The organism is Viridibacterium curvum, assembly GCF_039544165.1.
In the GTDB taxonomy this organism is placed as follows: Bacteria; Pseudomonadota; Gammaproteobacteria; order Burkholderiales; family Rhodocyclaceae; genus Viridibacterium; species Viridibacterium curvum.
In genome coordinates this window covers 128,758-152,322 of sequence record NZ_BAABLD010000015.1, presented here as the reverse complement: position 1 = coordinate 152,322, position 23,565 = coordinate 128,758, and the positions used below count along the sequence as shown (strand labels likewise).

At 62.7% G+C, this 23,565-nt stretch carries 19 protein-coding genes and 1 pseudogene; 17 read left to right on the top strand and 3 right to left on the bottom strand.

Annotated features, from left to right (window positions below; translation table 11 throughout):
- Positions 1 to 252 precede the first annotated feature (252 nt).
- Both ABEA02_RS16045 and ABEA02_RS16040 read left to right on the top strand, forming a co-directional pair.
- Entirely contained in the window at positions 253 to 504 is a 252-nt protein-coding gene (locus ABEA02_RS16045; protein WP_345534107.1) for a hypothetical protein, read from the top strand.
- A gap of 1 nt (position 505) precedes the next feature.
- Positions 506 to 754: a hypothetical protein gene (locus tag ABEA02_RS16040; protein ID WP_345534106.1), complete on the top strand. Its 249-nt coding sequence runs from the start codon at positions 506 to 508 to the stop codon at positions 752 to 754.
- Between the two features lie 477 nt (positions 755 to 1,231).
- On the opposite strand, the pseudogene ABEA02_RS16035 reads toward ABEA02_RS16040, so the two are convergent.
- Positions 1,232 to 2,779, bottom strand: a pseudogene (locus tag ABEA02_RS16035) (MDR family MFS transporter).
- 102 nt (positions 2,780 to 2,881) lie between these two features.
- Here ABEA02_RS16035 and ABEA02_RS16030 point away from each other — a divergent pair.
- Positions 2,882 to 3,808, top strand: a complete 927-nt coding sequence (locus ABEA02_RS16030) for an alpha/beta hydrolase family protein (protein WP_345534105.1) — start codon at positions 2,882 to 2,884, stop codon at positions 3,806 to 3,808.
- 29 nt (positions 3,809 to 3,837) lie between these two features.
- On the opposite strand, the gene ABEA02_RS16025 is transcribed toward ABEA02_RS16030, so the two are convergent.
- Both ABEA02_RS16025 and ABEA02_RS16020 read right to left on the bottom strand, forming a co-directional pair.
- Positions 3,838 to 4,287: a MarR family winged helix-turn-helix transcriptional regulator gene (locus tag ABEA02_RS16025; RefSeq protein ID WP_345534104.1), complete on the bottom strand. Its 450-nt coding sequence runs from the start codon at positions 4,285 to 4,287 to the stop codon at positions 3,838 to 3,840.
- A 174-nt stretch (positions 4,288 to 4,461) separates the two neighbouring features.
- Positions 4,462 to 5,862 (bottom strand): undecaprenyl-phosphate glucose phosphotransferase, encoded by a 1,401-nt coding sequence (locus ABEA02_RS16020; protein WP_345534103.1) that lies wholly within the window; start codon positions 5,860 to 5,862, stop codon positions 4,462 to 4,464.
- Between the two features lie 261 nt (positions 5,863 to 6,123).
- Here ABEA02_RS16020 and ABEA02_RS16015 point away from each other — a divergent pair, with 261 nt between their 5' ends.
- The 14 genes from ABEA02_RS16015 (at position 6,124) to ABEA02_RS15950 (ending at position 23,555) form a co-directional block, all read left to right on the top strand.
- On the top strand, positions 6,124 to 7,311 hold the full coding sequence (locus ABEA02_RS16015) for a hypothetical protein (protein ID WP_345534102.1): 1,188 nt from the start codon (positions 6,124 to 6,126) through the stop codon (positions 7,309 to 7,311).
- Positions 7,312 to 7,468: 157 nt separating this feature from the next.
- Positions 7,469 to 8,167 (top strand): PEP-CTERM sorting domain-containing protein, encoded by a 699-nt coding sequence (locus ABEA02_RS16010; RefSeq protein ID WP_345534101.1) that lies wholly within the window; start codon positions 7,469 to 7,471, stop codon positions 8,165 to 8,167.
- Between the two features lie 432 nt (positions 8,168 to 8,599).
- Positions 8,600 to 9,514, top strand: coding sequence for an EpsD family peptidyl-prolyl cis-trans isomerase (locus ABEA02_RS16005; protein ID WP_345534100.1), 915 nt, complete (start codon positions 8,600 to 8,602; stop codon positions 9,512 to 9,514).
- Between the two features lie 29 nt (positions 9,515 to 9,543).
- Positions 9,544 to 10,347, top strand: coding sequence for a polysaccharide export protein EpsE (gene epsE / locus ABEA02_RS16000; RefSeq protein ID WP_345534099.1), 804 nt, complete (start codon positions 9,544 to 9,546; stop codon positions 10,345 to 10,347).
- A 10-nt stretch (positions 10,348 to 10,357) separates the two neighbouring features.
- Positions 10,358 to 11,755 carry a chain length determinant protein EpsF gene (gene epsF, locus ABEA02_RS15995; RefSeq protein WP_345534098.1) on the top strand — a complete coding sequence of 466 codons (1,398 nt, stop codon included), beginning with the start codon at positions 10,358 to 10,360 and terminating at the stop codon, positions 11,753 to 11,755.
- Between the two features lie 26 nt (positions 11,756 to 11,781).
- Positions 11,782 to 12,645: a chain length determinant protein tyrosine kinase EpsG gene (gene epsG / locus ABEA02_RS15990; RefSeq protein ID WP_345534097.1), complete on the top strand. Its 864-nt coding sequence runs from the start codon at positions 11,782 to 11,784 to the stop codon at positions 12,643 to 12,645.
- A gap of 50 nt (positions 12,646 to 12,695) precedes the next feature.
- Entirely contained in the window at positions 12,696 to 13,571 is an 876-nt protein-coding gene (gene xrtB / locus ABEA02_RS15985; protein WP_345534096.1) for an exosortase B, read from the top strand.
- Between the two features lie 10 nt (positions 13,572 to 13,581).
- Positions 13,582 to 14,271: an exosortase-associated protein EpsI, B-type gene (gene epsI / locus ABEA02_RS15980; protein WP_345534095.1), complete on the top strand. Its 690-nt coding sequence runs from the start codon at positions 13,582 to 13,584 to the stop codon at positions 14,269 to 14,271.
- 15 nt (positions 14,272 to 14,286) lie between these two features.
- Complete coding sequence (locus ABEA02_RS15975) at positions 14,287 to 15,780, top strand: hypothetical protein (RefSeq protein WP_345534094.1); 1,494 nt, start codon at positions 14,287 to 14,289, stop codon at positions 15,778 to 15,780.
- Positions 15,781 to 15,790: 10 nt separating this feature from the next.
- Positions 15,791 to 17,386: a hypothetical protein gene (locus ABEA02_RS15970; protein WP_345534093.1), complete on the top strand. Its 1,596-nt coding sequence runs from the start codon at positions 15,791 to 15,793 to the stop codon at positions 17,384 to 17,386.
- Between the two features lie 8 nt (positions 17,387 to 17,394).
- A complete protein-coding gene (locus tag ABEA02_RS15965) occupies positions 17,395 to 18,603 on the top strand; it encodes a glycosyltransferase (protein ID WP_345534092.1) in 1,209 nt (402 codons plus the stop codon).
- Entirely contained in the window at positions 18,600 to 21,326 is a 2,727-nt protein-coding gene (locus ABEA02_RS15960) for a polysaccharide pyruvyl transferase family protein (RefSeq protein ID WP_345534091.1), read from the top strand. The genes ABEA02_RS15965 and ABEA02_RS15960 overlap by 4 nt, the downstream gene beginning before the upstream one ends.
- Positions 21,317 to 22,339, top strand: coding sequence for a nitroreductase family protein (locus ABEA02_RS15955; protein WP_345534090.1), 1,023 nt, complete (start codon positions 21,317 to 21,319; stop codon positions 22,337 to 22,339). The genes ABEA02_RS15960 and ABEA02_RS15955 overlap by 10 nt, the downstream gene beginning before the upstream one ends.
- Before the next feature lie 19 nt (positions 22,340 to 22,358).
- The gene (locus ABEA02_RS15950) at positions 22,359 to 23,555 is read left to right on the top strand and encodes a glycosyltransferase family 4 protein (RefSeq protein WP_345534089.1); all 1,197 of its coding nucleotides are present in this window, start codon (positions 22,359 to 22,361) and stop codon (positions 23,553 to 23,555) included.
- Positions 23,556 to 23,565 lie beyond the last annotated feature (10 nt).

The window sequence follows — 23,565 nt, the reverse complement described above, 5'->3', positions numbered from 1 at the left end:
TGGCGAGGTGACAGGGAATTGGGCGAAGACCCTCACCCCGGGCTCTCCCGCGCAGGCGGGGGACGAGAGCGGAATGCGGCTGCGCCGTAGGTCAGGCAGGGGCGCATTAAACCTGCAAATTGTTGCAATGACCATCGCCGGCGGTTGTCGGGCATCCGGAGCCAAAAATTGCAATTGCGAATCATTCGCATCTGTGTAGAATGCATCCAGCTAGTCCAGCAGCTATTGCGAACACGCCCAAGGAGCTTCCGCATGAACGATTCGAGCCCAGCACCGCAAACCACCACCGCACTGGCGGGCGCCACGCTATTCGCCATGACCCGTTTCGTCGAGCAACCCTGCATGGAGAACGCCCAGCAGGTAGCGCGCCATCTGGAGTGCGCAGCCGAGCAGGCGGGGGGCGACCCGCGCCTCGCCGATCTGTGTTTTGCCCTCGCGCTGCGCTGGCGCGGTTACGTCATGCGGCAACTGAGCAGCCAGAGCATGCTGGCGGAGGGGCACTGACATGGGCGCTCCCGATTCGCTGGGCACACTCGCCGACATAGCGGCCGCCTGCGACGCGCGGGCGCTCGCCGCAACCTTGCTGGCCATCACGCGCTATGCCGAATTTCCGTCACGAGCGGCGCAAGAGGTGGTGGCCTGTCACCTCGACTGTGTCGCTGACGAAGACGCCTGTGACAACGCGACGCGCGCCATCGCTTCGCTGTTGTCGCGCTGCTGGCTTTACGGCGAGATCGCGCGCACAGGCCAGTGACGTTCCTCTTGCCCCGGCGCGGCCTGTAGAGCGGGCTTCAGCCCGTTGCCACGCCGCCAAAAGACGACTGCGGCGTTGGTGACCGGATGTGTGCGACTGAAGTCGCACCTACGCAGGCCATGGCAGGGCACGGCGAATCTGTGCGCCTGAAGTTGCACCTGCGAAGGCTGTGGCGGGGCGAAGGAGTCCTGAGGTTCTCATATGTCCCGCCAATACGTGCGGCGCAGGAGGTGGTGACCTGTCACCTCGATTGTGTCGCTGACGAAGACGCCTGCGAGGTTCCTCTTGCTCCGGCGCGGCCTGTAGGGCGGGCTTCAGCCCGTCGCCACGCTGCCAAAAGTCGACTGCGGCGTTGGTGACCGGATGTGTGCGACTGAAGTCGCACCTACGCAGGCCATGGCAGGGCACGGCGAATCTGTGCGCCTGAAGTTGCACCTGCGAAGGCTGTGGCGGGGGCGCGACGGAGTCCTGACGTTCTCATGCATCTCGCCGATGCGCGTCGAAATGCGGCAGGCGCCAGGCCATCCAGATCGCGAAGCAGAGCAGAACGATGCAGGCCGCAAAGCCCAGGTGCACGCCCTCGATGAGCCCACGGCGCGCGGTTTCCAGCAAGGCGCCTGGGTCGAACTGTCCGGCGCTGGCCAGCGTTTGCAGCTGCGTCTGATCGGCAACGCGCACCAGCACCTGCGGCGTGTCCAGCAGATGCTGCACCTCGGCCCCCAGCGTGGCGGTTGCGGGCTCGACCTGGCTCGCGTAGCGGCTGTTGATGATCACCGCTGCGCCGCTGGTGCCCAGCATGCTGCCGAGCATGCGCATGGTCTGGATCAACGCCGAGGCCACACCCACGTCGCGCCGCTCGACCACTGCCTGGATCTGCAGCGTCAGATTGGGCAACTGAAAGCCCAGTGCGAAGCCGCACACGGCGAATGCCATCAGCATCCAGACCTGGCGGCTGTGGGCGTCGACGAAAATCAGCATCAAACAGCCCGTGAGCAGCCCCATCTGTCCCCAGGCGACCAGTCGCTCCGGTCGCGCAAGGCGTGACAGCAGGCGCCCGTTGACGATGCTGCCCACGGTGATCATCACCAGCAACGGCGTCATCACCAGCCCGGCCTGTTTGGGCGAGAGGTTGAATCCCCCTTGCAGCAGCAGCGGGGATTAATACACCAGCACAAACATCACAAAGCCCGTCAGCACACCCAGCCCGGCGAGCTGGCGTACGGCGCGGATGGCGAACAGGCGCGGCGGAATCACGGGCGCTTTCGAGCGCCGCTGATGTACCACGAAAGCCGTGCCGCCCAGTACGGACAGCGCCATCAGTGTCAGGAAGCCAGTCTGCATGAGGCCGTGCATCTGCGCCTGTTCGGTCGCGAGCAGCAGCGCACCGATGCTCACCGCCAGCAGCACGGCGCCGAGCCAGTCGATACTGCGCGACTCGTCGTTGGGATGCACGATGTGCGGCAGGAAGCGCGCCACCACGGGCAGGGCCAGCAAGGCGACGGGCACGTTCACGTAGAACACGCTGCGCCAGCCCGCATGCTCGGTGAGCCAGCCACCCAGCGAAGGGCCCACCGCCGAGGCGATGCCGAAAGTGGCCGACAGCATGGCATGCCAGCGCACGCGCTGCTGGCGGTCGGGGAACAGGTCGTTGATCGACGCAAACGCCACGCCCGTGAGCATGCCGCCGCCAATGCCCTGCAGGCCGCGCGCCAGCACCAGCTGCAGCATGCTCTGCGCCAGGCCGCACAGTGCCGAGGCCAGCGTGAATAGCGCAATGGCACCGAGCACGAAGGGCTTGCGGCCATAAAGGTCGCCAAGGCGACCCATGATCGGAATCATCACCGCGTTGGAGAGCAAATAGGCCGACGCCGTCCAGGTGTACAGCTCATAGCCCTTCAACTCGGCCACGATGCGCGGCATGGCCGTGCCGACGACGGTGGCGTCAAGCGCGATCAGCATGATCACCAGACAGATGCCGATCATTGCGGCCAGCGAGGCCTTGAAACTGCGTTGCGGGGTATTCATGGCAAAGTAAAGTCCTGGCGGGAGGCGCGCGTCTTGACGCGCCCATGAGTGGTGAAAAGAGGGCGCGCCGCCAGCGCACCGACAGAAATCCCGGGAGGTCTCATGCAAGCAGGCTCAAACATTCTTCATCCTTCGCGACTCCTGCGCGCCTGCCGACGCTGGCTCGCCATGGTGTTGCTGGGCTGCCCGCTGCTGGCGATCGCACAAACCGGCGCCAACGACCCCGCGCGTTACCGGCCCGAGCCACAGCGCGTGGCGTTCAAGGGTCCTGATGGCAGCACGCTGCAGCTCACCGGCATGTTCTGGCGGCCGCCGCAGGGCGAGGGCCCTTTCCCGCTGGTGGTGTTGTCGCATGGCTCGGATGCCGAAGCGGCAGGCCGGCGGCGCATGACCGTGCTGGGCTACTGGAACGCCGCGCGCTACTTCCTCAATCGCGGCTTTGCCGTGCTGTACGTGTTGCGCCCCAGCTATGGCGACAGCGAAGGCCCCTATCTCGAAGCCAACGTCGGCAACTGCAACAGCCTCGACTACGGGCCGGGCTTCGAGGCCATGGCCGACGTCATTGCGGCCAGCCTTGCGCACGCCCGCAGCCTGCCGCAGCTCGATCTCACGCGCCTCGTGCTCGTCGGCCACTCCGCAGGCGGCGCTGCCAGCATCGCCATGGCCGCGCGCAGGCCGGCGGGGCTGGTCACCTACATCAACTTCGGTGGGGGCAAAGGCGGGAGCGAGCAAACGCCCTATTCGCCCTGCAGTGCCGGCAACGTCGAAAAGCATTTTTCTGCCTATGCGCGCAGCACCGACGTGCCGGCCTTGTGGCTCTACGCACAGAACGACCTCTACTTTGGTCGCGATGTCGCACCGCGCTGGCACGCGGCCTACCAGGCAGCCGGCGGGCGCGCCCAGCTGGTCATGACCGAGCCTGCACCGGATGACAAGGCCGGTCACCATATCGTGCAGCAGCACCTGCCGCTGTGGATTCCCGCTGCCGACAGCTTCCTGCGCCAGCAGGGCTTCCAGTGGGGACGCTGACAGCGCGAAGCGAAGCGCACCGGGCTGACTCATGTCTGGTCGGCGCCGCGTTCGCCGCCTTCGTGCAAGGCATCGCAGAGCGCCTGCAGGGCTGGCATCACCTGGCTGCGTGTCTCGCGTGGCAGCCGGCTCAGCACGCTCTCGGCATGCGCGTTCATCTGCTCGTCGACTTCACGTGCGGCGCGCAAGCCTGCGGGGCTCAGGGTCAGCTGCACGGCGCGTCGATCTTCGGGTAGCGCATTGCGCGTCACCCAGCCCAGTGCCACCAGCTTGTCGACCGCCCGGCTCACCCAGCTTTTCTCCAGCGCCAGCAACCGCCCGAGCTCGCTTTGCAGCAAGGGGGCGCGGCGCAGCAGCACGATCAGCATGCGCGCTTGCGGCACATCCAGATCCGCGAGCAGACGGCGTTGTTCGTACATGAAGAGGCGCATCGCTTCGCGCAGTATCTCGGCATCGCGACGTGAGGGTTTGGCAGCCATGGGCAATCCCGTTCAGCAGAGCTGTGGATGCTATGCGCAACGGTTGTGTTACGCAACCATTCGGCCGAAAGGGTCTGCCGTGCGAAAAGAGGACGGGCTCAGCGTGTCTGGGGCAAGTTGTTTGGCGCGCAACTTCACGCCATTGCGGTCGCCGCAGGCTGCAGGCGACGGGTTTCAGTAAGCCTTGCGGTCGGTGAGAACGACGAGAACCGTCTTGATGATGATCCACAGGTCCAGCGTGATCGACCAGGTGCGCAGGTACTCCAGGTCGTACTCGATGCGCTTCTCCATCTTGTCGATGGTTTCCGTTTCGCCACGGCAGCCGCATACCTGCGCCCAGCCGGTGATGCCCGGCTTGACCTTGTGGCGCACCATGTAGCCCTTGATCAGCTTGCGATACGACTCGTTGTGCGCAACCGCGTGCGGGCGCGGCCCGACGATGCTCATCGTGCCTTGCAGCACGTTGAAGAACTGCGGCAATTCATCCAGCGAGGTCCGGCGCAGGAAGGCGCCGAATCGCGTCACGCGCTGATCGTTCTTCGTGGCTTGCGTCACCACGGCACCGTCCTCGCACACCGTCATCGAGCGGAACTTGAAGACCACGATCTCTTTCCCGTCCAACCCGTAGCGACGCTGGCGGAAGATGATGCTGCCCGGCGAAGACAGTTTGACTCCGATCGCGCAAAACAACAGCACGGGCGAAATCAGCACGATGATGATCAGACTCAGCAACACGTCCATCAAACGCTTGAACATGCCATTCACACCCGTGAACGGCGTCTCGCAGACCGCCACCACCGGCATGCCGTTGATGCTGTCCATGCGCCCCTGGATCAGGTCAGTGACGAAGATGTCCGGCACGAAGAAAATCGACGCTGTCGTGTCCTTCAGTTCTTCGAGCAGGGTCAGGATGCGCGGCTGGCTGGCCATCGGCAGTGCCAGGTAGATGTGCTCGACGTGATGGGTCTTCACGTATTCAGCCAGCTCGGCAAGGCGGCCCAGGATCTGGCGGTTCTCCAGCACACCCAGACGCTCACGCGAGCGATCATCGAAAAACCCCAGCAGACGGATGCCGAGATACTGGTTGCCCTCGAACTGGCGCGCCAGCGTCACTCCGATCTCGTTACCGCCCACGATGATGGCCGTGCTCTGGTTGCCGTTCTCCAGCACCTTGGGCAAGGCCCACACGGCCAGCTGTTGCGCGACCAGCAGCGCCACGAAGCATGTGCCGATCCAGCCGTACAGCACGCGGTCCGGGAAAAAACGCTCGTAACCCGTTGCGTAGCCAAAGGCCAGCAGGATCAGCGCAATCGTGCCCCAGTTCATTACCGTCTTGCGCATCATGCGCCGGCGGTTGTCGGCCAGATTGAGCGTGCCGGGGAACGAGAGCGAGAAAACGATCAGTGCCAGCAGGATATACGGCGCCTCGACGGCTTCTCCTTGGTAGAAGGCCGTCGCGAACAGGCTGCCCACAATGATGACCGGATCGAGAAAAGTCTCGATGGCATGGGCAATGCTGAAACTGGCGCGTGCCAGGCTCTGCTGGCGATTTCGGTCAAGTGCTGCAAGCATCATGGGCAGGGGAGGTGGTCTGTCGGCTGGAACGAATGTGCCACACCGGGCCATTCCTGACCCCCCGGATTCAGAATCGGCAAGCCGCAGCATATACCGTCCAGTAGCGCGCCCGTGTGACGGCTGTCCTGAAACTGTGCAGTCCGGTCAGCGCATCATGGCACCGGGATCATGCCTCCAATGCCATGCAGCACGAAGTGCAACGATCTCGGGCTACACTCCGGCGACTTTCGGCCAGCGTGCCGCCACCGGATCTCCCTAACCATGCATGAACCCAGGCTGACGGCTGTTGCGCGGGTCACGATGGCCCTGATTGCGATGCTCCTGCCGCCCGCCCTTGCTGCACGCGACGGCAATGTGTTCGAGCTTACCCTCAGCGAGACCATCTCTTACGACGACAACCTTTATCGTCTCGCGCCTGACGCCAACGCCACACAGCTCATCGGCACCGAGCGACGGGATGACCTGGCTTCCTCCACAACGCTGGGCCTGAGCGCCGACAAGCCTTTCGGGCGGCAGAACCTTTATGGCTCCTACCGTCACATCTTCACGCGCTACCAGATCCACAAAAACGCCAATTACGAGCTCGACGACGGGCAGCTGGGCTGGAAAGGCGGCTTTGGCCGTGCCAATCAGTGGGATCTCTACGCCAAGCGCACCGCCGCCCAGAGCGACTACGCCGACAATCCCGGCCGGGTGGCGAATACCGCCACGACGGACATAGGCCACGCAGAAATGGACCTGCGCTATGCCTCCGACTGGCGTAGTCGATTTGTCTACGAGGCTTCGCGCTTGCGCAACAGCACTGCAGTCAGCAACGGTGGCGACTACGACGGTTACCTGGCGAGCATGTCGCTGGGGGTGTGGCCCGCAAGTGGAAACGGACTGGAGGCGCGCTATGCAAATTCCGGCCAGGACTACGCGAAGGGCCAGACATACAAGCAGCACGATTTCGGGCTCAATGCCGCCTACGGCGACAATCCGGCCTCCAGGTTCGAGGGTAGCGCCGGCGTGCAGATACAAAAGGCCGGCAGCAACCGGGAAACGCGACGCGGCCGCCTGAGCTTGCGACACACCTGGCGTCCTCGAGGGTCTTCGACGCTTAGCTTGCGGGTACTGCGCGAAAAGACCAGCCCCAGTACTTCCAGCCCGGTGCAGGCCGAAAGTTATGGTGGCGAAGCCCAGTGGACCTGGCTGGCGACCGCCAAGCTACGCTTCGACAGCAGCATCGACTACCGCAAACGCCACTATGACCCCTACCAGGAGTTCAGTGGCGCGGCGCCGATTGATCGGCGGGAGTACCTGCGGACAGCCAGCATCGCGCTCAACTATTTCCTCCAGGAGAACCTGGTTCTGGCGCTTTCCACCCGCAACGACAAGCGCGACGCCAACCACATCCGCTACAACTACGACTCGCAGAGCTATTCCCTCACGCTGCAGTATGTCTATTAAGGCCGCCTCGCACGGCCTCTTGATCAAGCGAACATGACAGATATGTGCTGGGGGGCTATAGTCCACCGGGCACGAACATCAGGGAAGTGGCACGCCGATTGCTAATGCTTTGCCCGTACGCCCTGCCGTTCCTCATCTGAACCCTGGAAGCCGCAACATGAAAAAAATGATGTTCCGCGTCATGGCCCCCGTCGCTGCGGCCTTCGCGCTCGGCGCAACCCCCTCGCTGCACGCTGCCGAAGTCCATATCGACGCTGTCGGTTTCGACGTTTACTACGACGACGCCCTGTTGCCCTTCTTCGGGACCCCCATTGTATTCAGCGGATCGTCGCTGGTTTTTACGGCGGCCAGCAACACCTTCGAGGCGCAGTCTTCCAGCACCTCCTGGGCTTTCTCGGGTGACTCCTTCGGTCTGCGCATCGTTGCCGATGCCGGCTACAACCTCAGCTCCGCCAGCATCATCCAGGCTGGCCAGCTCTCGCTGACGGGGGCCGCCTCCGAGGTGTACGCCGGTGGCGTGACACGAGCCGTCGATAGCCGCTCGCCCGTCATCAGCTACTCCCCCATGGTCGGCAGCGGTGTGGCCGCCATTGGTACCGCTGGCGGCACTTACTCCCGCAGCTGGGAGACCACATCCACCCAGCTGTTCAGCGCCGGCGCCAGCGACGTCCAGATCACCATCGACAGCCTGCTTGGCGCGCGCGCCGGCACTGGCGGCACCGCGTTCGTAAACAAGGGCTTTGTCACGCTCTCCGTCGTGTCTCTGGTAAGCCCGGTACCGGAAGCGGGTGGCTGGGCCATGTTGCTGGCGGGGCTCGGCCTGGTTGGCGGCATTGCCCGCCGGCGGTTGAGCTGAGTCCAACCCGCGAAAAAACAGGCGCCATGAGTGGCGCCTTTTTTTACACTCTTTCGTGATCTCGGTCACATCAACAAATATGACAGTTCCGGACGTAAAGCACCGGCGCACGCGTCCTTTCGGACGATCCGGCTGTCACGAAGCCCACACGAAAGCCTCTTTCGTGTGTCGACAGATTTGACGTTTTGGCAGAGAGATCGCCCAAAACGCCTCGCCGTGACGTCCTTTTGGCCGTGGCAAAGTGCCGGGAAGCCAATGGTCAGCGTGTTACATTGCGCCGGATCTGGAAGCGGCGCACGCGCCAGATCCACCCGGTCGAAGCCATGGGCAAGGGCCTGCCGGGCGCCCGGTTCGTGGCGACTTGTAATAATTCGCTGTCAGCATTCCGGCTCCCTGCGGCAGCCCCGCAAGCCGAATAACAATGAGGTCTTGATGAAAACCGTTCTGCGCGCTGCCTTCGTGGCTCCCGTAACCGCACTCCTGCTCATGAGTCTTGGTGCCTGTTCCAAGGGCGAGAAGGCTGCCGCCACACAGGTTGCCGCACGCGTCAATGGCAGCGAGATCTCCGTTCACCAGATCAATTTCATTCTCCAGCGCAGCAACGTCAAGCCCGAGCAAGCCAAGTCTGCCTCCGAGCAAATCCTTACCCGCCTCGTTGACCAGGATCTCACTGTCCAGAAGGCTGTTGATCGCAAACTGGACCGCAACCCCGAGGTCGTACAACAGATCGAAGCCGCCAAGCGCGAGATCCTCTCCCGCGCCTATCTCGAAAGCGTTGCCTCCGCAGCAGTGAAGCCGACCGACAAGGAAATCGCCGACTACTTCGCCGCCCACCCCGAACTGTTCTCTGCACGCCGTATCTACACCTACCGCGTGCTCGGCATCCAGGCCCCGGCCGACAAGGTTGCAGTCATTCAGGACATGCACGCCAAGGGCCGCAGCCTCGAAGACATCGCCCAATGGGCCAAAGGTGAAAACCTGCGCATGGTCGGCGATGGCGGCACCAAGACTGCCGAGCAGATGCCGATGCAAAGCCTGCCGCGACTCTCACAGATGAAAGACGGGCAGGTCATCATTGCCACCGGCCCCGCTGGCGCCGAACTCGTGCACCTCATACAGAGCCGCACCGAGCCCGTCACGCTCGAACAGTCCAAGCCCATCATCGAACGCTTCCTGACAACCTCGCGTCGCAGCGAACTCGTGCAGAAAGAAATGAAGCTGCTGCGCTCGGCCGCCAAGATCGAATTCAAGGGCGACTTCGCCCACATGGCCGACAGCCTGCAAAGCGCTCCAGTTGCCCTGCCTGATGCCTCGGCTCCTGCCGACGCCAGTGTGGGCACCAAGTAACGCGCCCTGTTTCATCACGAAAGCGAACCATGCAATCCCTCAAGAAGCTCCTGGCATTGCTCGCACTGTGCTGCCTGTCCCTCGCTGCCCAAGCCCAACAAGCCCCGCGTGAATACCTGTTGGGCGCGGGTGATGTTATCCGCATCAACGTCTTCCAGAATCAGGACCTCACTACCGAGGCGCGCGTCTCCGAAGGCGGCAACATCACCTTGCCGCTGGTAGGCACTTTCAAGGTTGGCGGCCTCACCTCGCAGGGCGCCGAGCAGAAAATCGCCCAGCTTCTCAAGGACGGCGGCTTCATCCTCAAGCCCCAGGTCACCGTGCTGCTCCTCCAGGCGCGTGGCAGCCAGGTCGCGGTGCTGGGGCAGGTCAACCGCCCCGGGCGCTATCCGCTGGAGACAGCCAACATGCGCTTCTCCGACATGCTCGCCACAGCAGGCGGTGTTGCCCAGACCGGCTCCGACACCGTCGTACTCACGGGTACGCGCGAAGGCCGTTATTTCCGCCAGGAAATCGACATCACCAGTCTATTCACCACGGGCGACGGCAGCAGCGACATCGTGCTGCAGAGTGGAGACGCGATCTTCGTTCCGCGTGCCCCCATGTTCTACATCTATGGCGAAGTGCAGCGCCCCGGCTCGTTCCGTGTCGAGCGCAACATGACCGTCATGCAAGCCCTCGCCACCGGCGGTGGCATGACCCAGCGCGGCACACTGCGCGGCCTGCAGGTCCATCGCCGCGACGCCAGCGGCAAGCAGCAGATCATCCAGCCGAAGATGGACGACATCCTGCAGCCGGACGACGTGATCTACGTTCGCGAAGCCATCTTCTGAGGTTGCAGTCATGAATCTTGCCCAGTTCCTGCTGATCCTGCGCGCGCGCAAATGGGTCGTCATCGCAGTGACCGTCACCCTGTTCGCTGTCGCGATGGTCATCACGGCGCTCATGCCGCGCCAGTACTCCGCGTCGGCCTCCATCGTCATCGATGCCAAGGGCGTAGACCCCATCAGCGGCCAGCCCATGCAAGTCATGCTGTTGCCCTCGTTCATGGCGACGCAGGTCGACATCATCAGCAGTGATCGCGTCGCAACGCGCGTCATCAAGCTGCTCAAACTCGACGAAGTGCCCCAGTTCCGCGAAAAGTGGGAACGTCAGACCGAAGGCCGCGGCAGCTACCAGAAGTGGCTGATCGACGAAGTGCTCGCCAAGCTCGACGTCAAGCCCGCACGCGAAAGCAACGTCCTCGACATCAACTACAAATGGCCTGATCCCAAATACGCGGCCTTGTTTGCCAACGCCTTCGCCCAGGCCTATCTCGACACCAGTGTCGAACTCCGCGTCGAGCCCGCTCGCCAATACGCCAGCTTCTTCACCGAGCGCAGCAAGGCCGTGCGTGCCGAGCTTGAAGAGGCGCAGAAGAAACTCTCCGACTACCAGCGTGAACACGGAATCACCGCTATCGACGAACGCATGGACGTCGAGAACTCACGCCTGAACGAACTCTCCTCCCAACTCGTCGCCGTGCAGGCCCAGCGTGTAGAAAGTCAGTCGCGCCAGCGGCAGGCCGTCAACAAGGACGCTCTGCCTGAAGTACTGCAGAACCCCCTCATCAGCAGCCTCAAGGCAGAACTCGCCCGCGCCGAATCGCAGCGCGAAGACATCGTCCGCCGCCTTGGCCGCAATCACCCCGACTACCAGCGCAACGAAGGCGACATCAGCCAGATGCGCGAGCGCATTGCGCAGGAAACCGCCCGCATCGTGAACTCCGTCGGCACCGGCAACCAGGTCAACATCCAGCGCGAAAGCGAAATCACCGCGTCGATGGAAGCCCAGAAGAAAAAGCTGCTCGAACTCAAGAACCAGCGTGACACGCTCACCGTGCTGCAAAACGACGTACAGACCGCCCAGCGCAGCCTCGAAGCCATCAACCAGCGCCTGACCCAGACCAGCCTCGAAAGTCAGGTGCAGCAGAACAACGTTGCCGTGCTCAACTCGGCGTTCGAGCCCATCGACCCCTCCAGTCCGCGCGTGTTCCTGAACGTGGTCCTGTCGCTCGTCATTGGCGCCACGCTCGGCGTCGGCGCAGCGTTGCTGCTCGAATTCAGCGACAAGCGTGTGCGTAGCGCGCAAGACCTCAAGGACCTGCTGGGCGTGCCCATGCTCGGAGCGCTCGGCAAGCAGGTACCTCAGGCGGCTGCCGGCTGGTGGTCACAACTGTTTTCCCGCAAGGCACGAGCATGAACCCGCTTGCGACAGAGGCCCAAAACATGAATGCACCCGGCAAGCCCGTGCCTGATCGCGACCGCTCCATCGGCACCATCCTCATCGACGCCGGTCGTCTCAGCCCCGAACATGCCGAGCGCGTCCTCAAGGTCGCACGCGAAAGTGGCCTGCGTTTTGGTGATGCGGCCCTGCAACTGGGCGTCATCAAGCAGGACGACATCGATTTCGCGCTCGCGCGCCAGTTCGACTACACCTACCTGCCGCTGGGCGACAAATCCGTTTCCGCCGAAGTCGTCGCCGCCTACTCACCGGGCGCTCCGGTCGTCGAAGCCCTGCGCGCCTTGCGCACCCAGCTCATGCTGCGCTGGTTCGACGCCGACACCAAACACAAGACGCTCGCCATCGTCAGTCCCGCACGTGGCGAAGGGCGCAGCTGGCTGGCTGCCAACCTCGCGGTCGTCTTCTCTCAACTTGGCGAGCGCACGCTCCTCATCGACGCCGACATGCGCAACCCCCGCCAGCACGAACTCTTCAAGCTGGATAACCGGGTCGGCCTGTCCGCCATGCTGTCGGGCCGTGCGGGCACCGAAGTCGTCAGGCGCATCACCCCGCTGCTCGGCCTCTCCGTGTTGCCTGCCGGGGCGCTGCCCCCCAACCCGTCCGAGCTGCTGGCCCGCCCGGCCTTCGGACAAGCGCTGGACGCCTTCTCCGCCAGCTACGACGTCATCATCATCGATACGCCGGACGCCCGCCATTCCGCCGATGCGCAGACATTGGCCAGTCGCGCCGGTGGTGCCCTGTTGCTCGCACGCCAGAACGTCAGCGTCCTGGAGCACCTGCGCAGTACGGCTGAGTCCCTCGCCAGCGCAGGCGTCACCATCGTCGGCAGCACACTCAACGAGAACTGATCCACGCCGACGCAGACGACGCATCGTCGCTGCAGCCGATCCTGCCCGTCATGAACCTCAACATCCTGCCCGCCCCCGAACTCCGCCAGCGCTATCTGCCCTGGCTGGTGGTCCTGGCTGGTCTGTGTGCGCTCTATGTACCCAGTGTGGTCGGCCTGCTGCAAACCATCTGGGGCACCGAAGCCCAGGCTCACGGCCCCATCGTGCTGCTCGTATCCATCGGGCTGCTGTGGCTCAAATGGTCTGACATCTTCACGCCCGAGAAAGCCCGTCCGATGCCGGCCATCGCCTGGCCCATCATCTGCCTCGCGGCCGCCTTTTACGTCCTCGGTCGTTCGCAAGGCATCCTGCTGTTCGAAGTTGGCTCCCTCATCTGGATGATTGCCGGCCTGCTGCTGCTACTGCGCGGCATTCACTCCCTCAAGGCCGCCTGGTTCGCGCTCTTCTTCATGCTCTTCATGATCCCGCTGCCCGGCACCATCGTTGATGCCCTCACGCAGCCCATGAAGCTCGCCGTCTCCATCGTGGTCGAGCAAATCCTTTTCCTTGCCGACTACCCCGTGGCCCGTACCGGCGTCATCCTGCAAGTCGGCCAGTACCAGCTGCTGGTTGCCGACGCCTGCGCCGGTCTGCAAACCCTCTTCACTCTCGAAGCCATGGGGCTGCTCTATCTCAACCTCGTGCGCCACAGCTCGGCCATACGCAACATTGCACTGGCCATCCTTATCATCCCCATCTCATTCGCCGCCAACGTCATCCGCGTCATCGCCCTCACCCTCATTACCTACTACTTCGGAGACGAAGCAGGGCAGGGCTTCGTGCATGGCTTTGCGGGCATGGTCCTGTTCATCAGCGCCCTGTTGCTCATCATCGGCGCCGACTCATTGCTCAGGCTGAGCGCACCCAGGGAGGCTGCCGGTGTCTGAAGCCCAGCTGATGCAACCCCTCCGTAACGAATTGCGTCGCGCCGCCATTGCGCTACTCATCATGCTCGTCGCCGCAGCAGGGGCATGGGCCATGACACCCCGTCACAAGCTCGTCGACCTGCGCGGCAAGGTCGATGTCGAGAAAGCCATTCCCAAGCAGTTCGCCGGCTGGCAACTGGATACCCGCAGCTTCGGCGGCATCGTGAACCCGCAGCAGCAGGAAACCCTCGACCGCCTCTACAGCCAACTGCTCGCACGCGCCTACATCAACAGCCGTGGCGAGCGCGTCATGCTCACCATCGCCTATGGCGAAGACCAACGCGACGGCATGCTGCTGCACTACCCCGAGGTGTGCTACCCCGCACAAGGCTTCCAGGTCGACAGCAACACTAAAAGCGAACTGCTCCTCCCTGCAGGCCGCATTCCCGTGCGCAAGCTCGAAACAAATTTGCAGAGCCAGCGTTTCGAGCCCGTCACCTACTGGACCATCATCGGCGAGCGCGCCAGCGTCGGCGGCATCGACAAAAAGCTCGTCGAAATGCACTACAGCCTGCAAGGCCAGATTCCCGATGGCCTGTTGTTTCGCGTATCCAGCATCGACAGAGACAGCCAGGCCGCCTTTGCCTTGCAGGCCGCCTTCATCAAGGACCTCGTCGCCGCGCTCAGCCCGCGCGACCGCCAGCTTCTCACCGGCCTTTGATCGCGGGGTGGCAGCGTGATCCGCATCAACCCCGGTCTGCGAATCTTTGCTCTTGTCGCGCCGTTGTGCCTCATCCTCGGTTGGCTCATTGGTGTCGGTTGGTACCCGCCCGTCATCATCGTGCTGGCGCCTTTCGCGGGCCTTGCCATCCTGGCCCGGCCACGCGCTGCGGTCTGGCTGGCCCTGCTTGGTGCTCTGGTAGTGGCCGGCCTCCTGCAGTTGTATGTGCCCAAGTGGCAGGCCGTACGCTGGCTGGTTTCCCTGCTGGGTGTCGCCATCGGCGCTGTCGTGCTGATCAGTTCGCTGTGGGCGGGTCGCGTCAAACTGTCTGAAGATTCGCGCCGTTTCTTCTTCTGGGCCGCAGCCCTGTTCGTCATCGCCTTCCTCGCCAACATGCTGCAGAGCGGCAGCATTGCTGTCGCGGCTGTGGGGCTGAAGAGCTATTTCCAGCTATGGGGTTTGCTGCTTGCCATTGTCTTCATGGGCTACACCGCCGCCGAAGCAGGGCGCTTCCTTTATTTCCTGCTCGGGCTCGCGCTCATCCAGTGGCCCTTTGCCCTGCACCAGTATTTCGTGCTCGTGCCCAAACGCACCAATGATCTGGACGCTGCGCAGGGCGTGGTGCCAGTCGATATCGTGTCTGGCACGTTCGGTGGCAACCTGCACGGTGGTGGTCTCAGCATGGATAGTGCGGTTCTGGCCAGCATTACCCTGGCGCTCGCGTTTGCGTTGAAGCGTAGCGAGAGGTTGAGTCGGAATCAGGTGCTGTTGTTCTCAGCATTCATTCTTTTGCCCATGCTGTTCAATGAAGCGAAGGCCATTGTTGTTTTGCTGCCCATGGCGCTCTTCACTGTGTATCGGGACAAACTGTTGAAGAACCCGTTGCAGTTCATTGGCGGCAGCATCGTCGCTATCGCTCTTGTTGGCGGTCTGCTCGCTGGGTACTCAATGTTGCCAGGTGCCGGCGGGGGGAAGCAGGCTGGCCGGTTAGATAGCTTTCTCAAGGATAGTGTTCTGACCAATTTCGGGGAGCGGGGCTACGGGCGCTCCTTGCTTAATCGCACAACCGTCTACAGACATTGGTTTGAAGAAAATGTGATTAAAGGCAGTTTCGACAAAGTACTGATTGGGCATGGCCCAGGAGCTACGAATAGCGGATCTGCCGTCAGTGGCGATGTTTCAATCGCGGCCAAGCGTTATCGCGGATACAACATTGGTTTGACGAGCTTGTCGGCCCTGCTGTGGGAGGTAGGTGTTCTTGGTGTGCTGGCAGTCGCAGGGATGATGTGGACTCTATATCGATCCGCATCTGCGCTTGTGGATTCGCAGCTTGGGACAGCACACTGGCCGCTTGTGTTAACGGCTAAAGCCGCGATTCCAGTCTTTGTTTTCTCGCTATTCCTGATCAACTACTTCGTTATTGACTTGGGAATGCAGGCGATGTTCGTCACAGTGGCATCCTACATTCTGTGCATGAGCAATCTTGAGGATTCGCGTCGTGGCAGGTAAGGGAAGCGCGATGCACAAATCACTTCGCGCATTGACGTGCTTTGCGATTGGCACCTTTACAGCGATGGCGCACGCCGGTTTGTTTGATAAGGGTTTTTCGCACCCTGCGTGCCCGGAAAACGTCTTTGTCCGTAAGTCAGACGGCTATTTGATAGACGTCGATAGCAGCAAGGCCGCACGCAATCTGCAGCCGAGTTTTTTTGGTTTCAACGTCGAGTGGATCGAGTTCCAGCTTAGTCTGTGGGATTCAGCACGTGCGCGCGCCAGAGCAGAACTGGTGGACGCGCTCAAAGCTTTTCCGGGTGCCGTATATCGATACCCCGGGGGAGGCGATGGTGCAGCAAATCACGTGAATTGGCGAGAAGCAGAACAGCCGAGAGGTGACCGGAAAAAGAGTGCGCGCGCAGGGTGGACGCCGCCCATCGCGTTTGATTTTGGTCCGGACGAATATTTGGACTTCGTTGCAGAGGTAGGTGGTACTGCCTGGTACATAGCCAATCTGTATGGGCGTGAGCAGGGCGAGCAGCCGAGCTCGGTTATGGCTTCGGAGGCCAGTGCATTGGCAGCTAAGCTGGCTGCGCGCCGGACCGCAGGCAAGCCGTCTGTGTTCCGGTGGGAGCTTGGGAACGAATTAGACCGGCATACCGTGCGCTGGAGGCCCGAGAAGCTGACGCAGGTCGCGCGTGATGTGGCGTTAGCGATTCGGGCCGTGGATGCGAAATCCACATTTGTGATCTCGCAGCAAGAGTATCCCGCGATGAGCAAAGAAGGGTTTACAAGTGCCCAATACAATCGGGACACTGCAGCGCGCTTGAAGGGGCTTGTTGATGAGTATGCGATCCATATTTACTACGACGGCAATGGTGCACAGCCGCCGCTCCCTCAAAAACTACTTGGATTGTGTGCTGCGATCGCCGATGCGAAAAGTGTCCGCACTCAAGATGAGTCGGTGAGGTTCTGGATCACTGAGCACGCTCAAGTGCCGCAAGGAATGTGGAGCGGCGGGGGAATTAACAAAGCCGCCTGGAAAGGCACTGCTAGTTTGCAAGCTGCAGTGAGTACGGCCGATATGCTGATATCTGCCTCGCAGATTCCCGAGGTTCAGGGGGCGTACATACATACGCTGCACGCCACAGATGGTCCCTGGCCTATGTTCCATCAATCGGCGGACAAGGCGAGGTTGTGGCCTGGCGCTGTGTTTCTTGCGACGCGGATACTGCGTGAAAGCATGCTTCCTGTTGTGCTGCCAACGCAAACTCATTCGCGCAGCCAGAGCGGGTATGACGGGGGTTATGACACACATGCAGTTGCAATGACCGACGAAGCGCGACAGCGCTACGCGCTCTGGGCGGTCAATCGGAGCAAGTCCAGCGCCACAACATCGGTGCGTATTCCCGCGTTGCGTGGCCAATCGATCAAGGCTTCAGTCGTAGCGCTTAGCGATACCCAACTGGAGGCCAACAACTACGCGAGTCCTGATCGACTGCGACCGCTCGCTAGCAGCGTGCAGCTGTCGTTCGACAAAGAGGGCGTGGCGGCAATCACCCTGCCGCCGCAGGCGGTCTACACCCTGCGGCTCGATCTGCGGGCGGCGGTTGAAAAGTGACGGGCGACATGCGCATCTTCTATTCGACGACCGATGTCTATCCCGCCTATCGCGTCGATCTGCGCGAGCTGTTCGGCGAAGCGCTGGCTGCGCGTGGCGTGGCAACAAAATGGTTGATGGCCGGCAGTGACGCCAGCGAAGGTACGCGCCACGAATACTGCGGTCAGCCCGTGCGCTTGCCGCCGCGCTTAGGGGCCGGGTGGCCTGCGCGTACCCTGCTGAACCGATTGCTGTTCATTGCATTCGACATGCTGCTGGTGTGGCGCAACTTCCGCTGCAGCCAGATCCAGATCGTGCAGTGTCGCGACAAGTTCTTTGCGTCCAGTCTGGCGGCGGTGCTGACCCGGTTGATGGGCAAGCCGTTCGTGTATTGGTGTTCCTATCCGTTCCCCGAGCACCACATCGAAGTCGGGCTGTCGCGGGGAGGCATCAAAGGCCGCTTGCAGTACCTGAAAGGGCGACTGGAGCAGGCCTTGTTGTACCGCTTCATCATCCCGCGTGCGACGCATTCGTTTGTGCAGACCGAGCAGATGGCCCGCGACATTGCGGCTTATGGTGTCCCGATGGCGCGCATGACTGCGGTTCCCATGGGCGTACCTGAGCGCTTGCTTGGATGGGCCAGCAAGGCCTCTGTGAAAATCGTTGCAGGGCGCATCGTCTACGTGGGCACGCTGGGTGCAGTCCGGCGACTCGAAATGCTGATCGAAGCCTTTGCCCGTCTGCGCGCTGACATGCCTGCTGCGCGCCTGGTGGTGGTGGGCGAAGGGGACTATCCGCACGAACGGGTCGCACTGGAGGCGTTGGCGGACCGGTTGGGGGTGGCTGACGCCGTGACCTTTACGGGCTTCCTGCCGATCGAAGAGGCATGGGCTTACGCGGCCTCGGCAGCTGTTTGCGTGTCGCCGATCCATCCGTCCCGCGTGTTGCTGGCGGGGTCCCCGACCAAGCTCTTTGAGTACATGGCGCTGGGGCGTCCCGTCGTTTGCAACTCGCACCCCGATCAGAGCTCCGTCATCGCAGAGAGCGGCGCTGGCCTGTGCGTGGAGTGGGATGCCGGGGCCTTTGCAGAGGCCATGCGCTGGATGCTGGCCAACCCCGCCGAGGCCGAGGCCATGGGGGCACGCGGGCCGGCCTGGGTGGCGGCGAATCGCACTTATCCGATCCTGGCGGAGATCGTGCTGCGCAAGTATCAGGAGATTCTGGGAGTGAGCAGGTGAGCAGTCGCTACGGCAGTGCGCGCTTGCGGCGTGGGTTGCTGCATTTCGGTCTGGGCAAACTGGTGTCGGCAGGGGCCGGCTTCTTTGCCATGGTGCTGGTCGTGCGCGCCCTGTCGGTGGCCGACTTCGCCGACTACTCGGTGCTGGTGGCCTTGGTCGAAGTGTTCACCGCACTGGCAGGGCTGGGTATCAGCCACGGTCTGTTGCGCTATGTGCCCGAGCTGTACGTCAAGAACTACCGCATCGCGCTGCGCGAGGTAGTGCTCGGTGGCCTGTTCCTGCGTACGGTGATTCTGGCCGCTGCCGTGCTGCTGGCCTGGTGGTTGTCGGGGTGGTCGGCACCCCTGATCGGGCTGGACAACGCCGTGCTGGCGTTCGAGGTGTACCTGCTGGTGGTCTTGTTCCGGGTGACGGCGCATGCCTTGTCGCAGGTGCTGGAGTCGACGCTGCATCAGAGCATCGTACAACTGGCATTCTCGCTGTCGGCGCTCGTGCGACTGGTGGGCATGGTCTGGCTGTTGCAGGGTGAGCAGGTGGGACTGCTGGATGTCATCCGGCTTGAGGCGCTCAGTGACTTCCTGGCCATGATGGTGTTGCTGGTGGGCACGCTCAAGGTGGTGTTCGAACACACCGAGGAGCAGCCCGCAGTGCTGGCTGATGATGCGGGTTGGGTGCGCAGGCATCTGCGCAGCGTGCTGCGTTTCTGTGCTTCGGGTTACGCCCAGCATCTGGCTGGCCTGCCTTTTGGTGGCAATACCAACCGTTTGGTGGGCTCGCACCTGCTCGACGTGAAGCCGATGGCGAGCTTCGGCTTTGCGCAATCGCTCTACGAATACATCAAGCGCTATCTGCCGGCGCAGCTGCTGGTGGGCCTGATCCGGCCGGTGGTGGTGGCGCGCTATGCAGCAAGCGGTGATTTCGCACAGGTGGCGCGCCTGTGCGATCGCATCGTGCAGGCCAACCTGTTGTTGCAGGGCTTCATCTTCGTGGCGCTGGGTACGGCGGGGCGGGAGTTGCTGGAGGCTGTGTCGGCTGGCAAGTACGGGGTCGAGGCGCGCTGGACCTTGCTGGCACTGATGATCGTGCTGACGCTGGAGACGAACCGACTGATTCTCGAGGTGCTGGCACAGACCGTGGAACGCTATGCGCTGCTGATTCCTTCAAACCTGTTTCTGTCGGCGTCGATCTTGCCGGGCATGGCGCTGGTGCCCCTGATGGGGGCCAAGGCCATGCCGCTGTGCAATGCGCTGGCCTTGTTCGCTGCCAATGCCTGGGTGCGGCGTCGCCTGGCGGCCGAAGGCTATCGCTACGAGACGGATTGGCGCGGGCTGACTTCGGGGGGAATGCTGATTGCCGTGTGTGCCGGGGCAGGGTTCCTGGTGCACCAGCTTGGCCTGCACTGGCTGGCGAGTATTGCCTTGTCCACGAGTGCCTACATGGGATTGGGGTGGGTGCTGAAGGGGCGCGCTTTGCGTGAGCTGGTGCAGGACTTCATGCACGGCAGCGAGCAGCAGGAGCGGGTGAAAAGGGGGGTCGTGCCGGCAGGGGGCATGGAGGTGAAGATCATGTCCATGCAACGGGTGCTGAACTACGGCTCCTTCATGCAGGCTCATGCGCTGCGGCGTGTCATCGAAATGCAGGGGCATCGTGTCAGCTTCGTGGATTTCCGCTGGGGTACGCCTCGTCACCTCGGGCAGAAAGTCAGGCTCGATAACCGCTGGCAACGTCTTGGCAAGCTGCCCGCGATCCTGCTCAACCCCGCGGGCCATCTGGCCAAGCTGCGTTTCCGGCGCAATCTGCGCAGGTGTTTTGCGGAGCGCGTGTGGCCGGTCCTGGGCGTGTCGGCGCAGCCGGTTCATGACACGCGCTGCGATCTGCTGGTGATCGGCAGCGACGAGGTCTTCAACTACACACAGAACCAGTCCTTCGGTTACGTGCCTGAGCTGTTCGGCCATAACGTGGCGGCCCGCAAGGTCATGTCTTATGCCGCTTCGGCCGGCTATGCCTCGGTGGAGGACGTGACTGACGATGGCATGCAGGACGAGATCGGCAGCGGGCTGGCAAAGTTCTTCCGCATCGCCGTGCGCGACGAGAACACCTTCAAACTGGTCGAGCGCTATGCGCAGCGAACTCCGGCGCTGGTGCTGGACCCGACGCTGATCTACGACTTCGAGGGCGAGGTGCCGCCGCCGGTGCTGCGGCCCGGCTACCTGCTTGTGTATGCCTATGAGGGGCGCTTCAGTGATCCGGCCCAGGTGGCAACGGTCAAGGCCATGGCGCGCCGCGAAGGGCTGCGCCTGGTTTCCATCGGGGCCTTCCAGCCCTGGTGTGACGAGAACCTGGCCCTGTCGCCCTTTGAAGTGCTGGCCGCGTTCCGCGATGCGCGCTATGTCGTGACTGACACTTTTCACGGCAGCATCTTTGCGATCAAGTTCCGCAAGCAGTTCGTGTCAATGTTGCGTCGGCAAAGCAATCTGGGCAGCAACTCGAACAAACTGGAATTCCTGCTGCGTCAGCTCGGGCTGGCTGCGCGCATTGGCGAGAACGCAGAAGACATCGAGCGCCTGCTTGCCGTGTCGGTGGACTACGAGGCTGTGGCACGCGCCATGGCGCCGTTGCGTGCGGCGTCCGAGGCTTATCTGCGCGAGGCCCTGCAGGCTTGCGAAGCGGCATTGGCGGCAGAGGGTGCTGCACAGAGAGAAGGGGCGTTGGCATGTCCCTGAAGAAACTGGTCTGGCGCCTGACGCCACCGCTGACACATCGACTCATCCGCGACGTGCATTTCGTGCTCAAGCTGCTGCCGAACTACGCGTATGACTTCCGGCGCTTCCTCCTGTATTCGGGGATCAACAAGAGCCGCGGGCTGGCGGGAGAACACGCCGCGCAGGTGGTGCTGGCCTATCACCAGATCGAAAAGGGGCTCAGCTATGCCGAGCCGCGCCCCGGCTTCGGCAAGGAGGTCGTCGAACGTCTGCTGCGGGCGATGGGGCGGTTCGTGGCCCTGCATGGCTGGGTGGCGCCGGCCACGGTCGCGCTGCGCGTGCTGTACGAGTACGTGGCGTTCAACGAAGCCGCCGGGCTGGACATGACAGCATTGCGTGCGCGTCTGGCCGAGCTGGCGGGTAGTGCCGAGCAGGCACAGGCCATGGCGGAATGCGCGAGCGGTGGCGCCTTGCCGGTGCGCCGCAGCGAGCTGGAGGCCAGGCGCGTAGAGGGGTTTGCAGACTTCTTTGCGTCACGCCACAGCGTGCGTCAGTTTGCGGGTGGCGCGGTGACGCCAGCCGATGTCGCGGCTGCGGTCGCCATTGCGCAGAAGACTCCGTCGGTCTGCAATCGGCAGGCCTGGCGCGTGCATGCCTTCCAGCCCTCGGACCAGATGCAGCAGCTCATGGCCATACAGGGTGGCAGTCGCGGTTTTGGTGAACGTGCCGGGGCGCTGCTGGTAGTGACTTGCGATCTCGCCTGTTTCGTTGAGGCGGGGGAGCGTTATCAAGCCTGGATCGATGGCGGCATGTTCTCCATGTCGCTGTGCCTGGCTTTTCACTCAATGGGCTTTGGCACCTGCTGCCTGGCCTGGTCAAAGGAACGCCAGGCCGACAAGGCCTTGCGCACTGCGATGCCTTTGCCGGTTGGCGAACAGGTCATCATGTTCATGGCCGTGGGTACCTTGCCCGAGTCGTTCAACGTGGCGGTGTCGACGCGTCGTGCGCTGGGCGACATGCTGACCTTCCACTGATGCGGCCTCAGGAACTCTCATGAAGATTCTTTTTGCCAACAAGTTCTTCTTCCTGAACGGCGGTTCGGAGACGGTGTTTTTCCAGGAGCGCGAATTCCTGCAGTCGCAGGGTGTCGAGGTGTTCGATTTTTCGATGCACGACGCGCGCAACCAGGCGTCTGAACAGGCTGCGTACTTTGTCGGTGCGGCGAACTACAAGGGCGGTGGGGGCAAGCTGCAGAAGCTGAAGTCGGCGGTCTCCCTGCTGCATTCGCCCGAAGCGGTGCGCAAGATCACGACCCTGATCGAGACCGTGCGCCCGGACATCCTGCATTGCCACAACATCTATCACCAGCTCACGCCGTCCATCATCAAGGCCGCGCATCGTCTGGGCGTGAAGACCGTGCTGACACTGCACGACTACAAGGTGGTTTGCCCGACCTATGTGCGCGTGCGGGATGGCAAGGCCTGCTCGGATTGCATCGGGGGAGACTTCTTCAATGTCGTTCGCCATCGTTGCTCGGATGGCTCGCTGGGCCGCAGCGCGCTGCTATTCGCCGAAGCGAAGTTGCAGCAGTGGATGGGTAGCTATGACGTTCTGGATCGCGTCATCGCGCCGAGCGCCTTCATGCAGCGGTCCGTGACGCAATGGCGTTTTCCGGCAGAAAAAGTGGTGTTGAATTACAACGGCATCGATCCGCTGCGCTTTTCTGCGGGGGGCGCCGACGAAGGCTACGTGCTGTATCTTGGCCGCCTGTCCGCCGAGAAAGGCTTGCTGACGCTTGGGCAGGCGCAGGCCGCCAGCGGGGTGCCGGTCAAGGTGGCAGGCACGGGCCCGCTGGATGAAACGCTACGCAGCAGATTCCCCGGGCTGCAGCTGCTGGGCTACCAGAGCGGCGAACCGCTGCGGCAGCTGATTGCGGGTGCGTCGGCAATCGTCGTGCCGTCCGAGTGGCACGAGAACTGTCCGATGTCGGTGCTGGAGGCCATGGCTTGCGGCAAGCCCGTGATCGGTAGCCGCATGGGCGGGATACCGGAGCTGGTACAGGAAGGTGTGACCGGGCGTCTGTTCGAGTGCGGCAATGTTGCCGAGTTGCAGGCTTGCCTGAGCGCCCTGATGGCGGATGCGGACCTGCGCGCCGCGATGGGCCGAGCCGGGCGGGAACGTCTTGAGCAGAACTACTCATTGGCACGTCACAACAGTGCCTTGCTGGACACGTATAAATCGCTGCTCTGAACGAAGCGGC

Excerpts from the sequence above, each read along its gene's own strand:
- ABEA02_RS16045 (WP_345534107.1), top strand. The coding sequence starts at position 253 with ATGAACGATTCGAGCCCAGCACCGCAAACCACCACCGCACTGGCGGGC.
- ABEA02_RS16040 (WP_345534106.1), top strand. The coding sequence starts at position 506 with ATGGGCGCTCCCGATTCGCTGGGCACACTCGCCGACATAGCGGCCGCC.
- ABEA02_RS16030 (WP_345534105.1), top strand. The coding sequence starts at position 2,882 with ATGCAAGCAGGCTCAAACATTCTTCATCCTTCGCGACTCCTGCGCGCC.
- ABEA02_RS16025 (WP_345534104.1), bottom strand. The coding sequence starts at position 4,287 with ATGGCTGCCAAACCCTCACGTCGCGATGCCGAGATACTGCGCGAAGCG.
- ABEA02_RS16020 (WP_345534103.1), bottom strand. The coding sequence starts at position 5,862 with ATGATGCTTGCAGCACTTGACCGAAATCGCCAGCAGAGCCTGGCACGC.
- ABEA02_RS16015 (WP_345534102.1), top strand. The coding sequence starts at position 6,124 with ATGCATGAACCCAGGCTGACGGCTGTTGCGCGGGTCACGATGGCCCTG.
- ABEA02_RS16010 (WP_345534101.1), top strand. The coding sequence starts at position 7,469 with ATGAAAAAAATGATGTTCCGCGTCATGGCCCCCGTCGCTGCGGCCTTC.
- ABEA02_RS16005 (WP_345534100.1), top strand. The coding sequence starts at position 8,600 with ATGAAAACCGTTCTGCGCGCTGCCTTCGTGGCTCCCGTAACCGCACTC.
- epsE (WP_345534099.1), top strand. The coding sequence starts at position 9,544 with ATGCAATCCCTCAAGAAGCTCCTGGCATTGCTCGCACTGTGCTGCCTG.
- epsF (WP_345534098.1), top strand. The coding sequence starts at position 10,358 with ATGAATCTTGCCCAGTTCCTGCTGATCCTGCGCGCGCGCAAATGGGTC.
- epsG (WP_345534097.1), top strand. The coding sequence starts at position 11,782 with ATGAATGCACCCGGCAAGCCCGTGCCTGATCGCGACCGCTCCATCGGC.
- xrtB (WP_345534096.1), top strand. The coding sequence starts at position 12,696 with ATGAACCTCAACATCCTGCCCGCCCCCGAACTCCGCCAGCGCTATCTG.
- epsI (WP_345534095.1), top strand. The coding sequence starts at position 13,582 with ATGCAACCCCTCCGTAACGAATTGCGTCGCGCCGCCATTGCGCTACTC.
- ABEA02_RS15970 (WP_345534093.1), top strand. The coding sequence starts at position 15,791 with ATGCACAAATCACTTCGCGCATTGACGTGCTTTGCGATTGGCACCTTT.
- ABEA02_RS15965 (WP_345534092.1), top strand. The coding sequence starts at position 17,395 with ATGCGCATCTTCTATTCGACGACCGATGTCTATCCCGCCTATCGCGTC.
- ABEA02_RS15955 (WP_345534090.1), top strand. The coding sequence starts at position 21,317 with ATGTCCCTGAAGAAACTGGTCTGGCGCCTGACGCCACCGCTGACACAT.
- ABEA02_RS15950 (WP_345534089.1), top strand. The coding sequence starts at position 22,359 with ATGAAGATTCTTTTTGCCAACAAGTTCTTCTTCCTGAACGGCGGTTCG.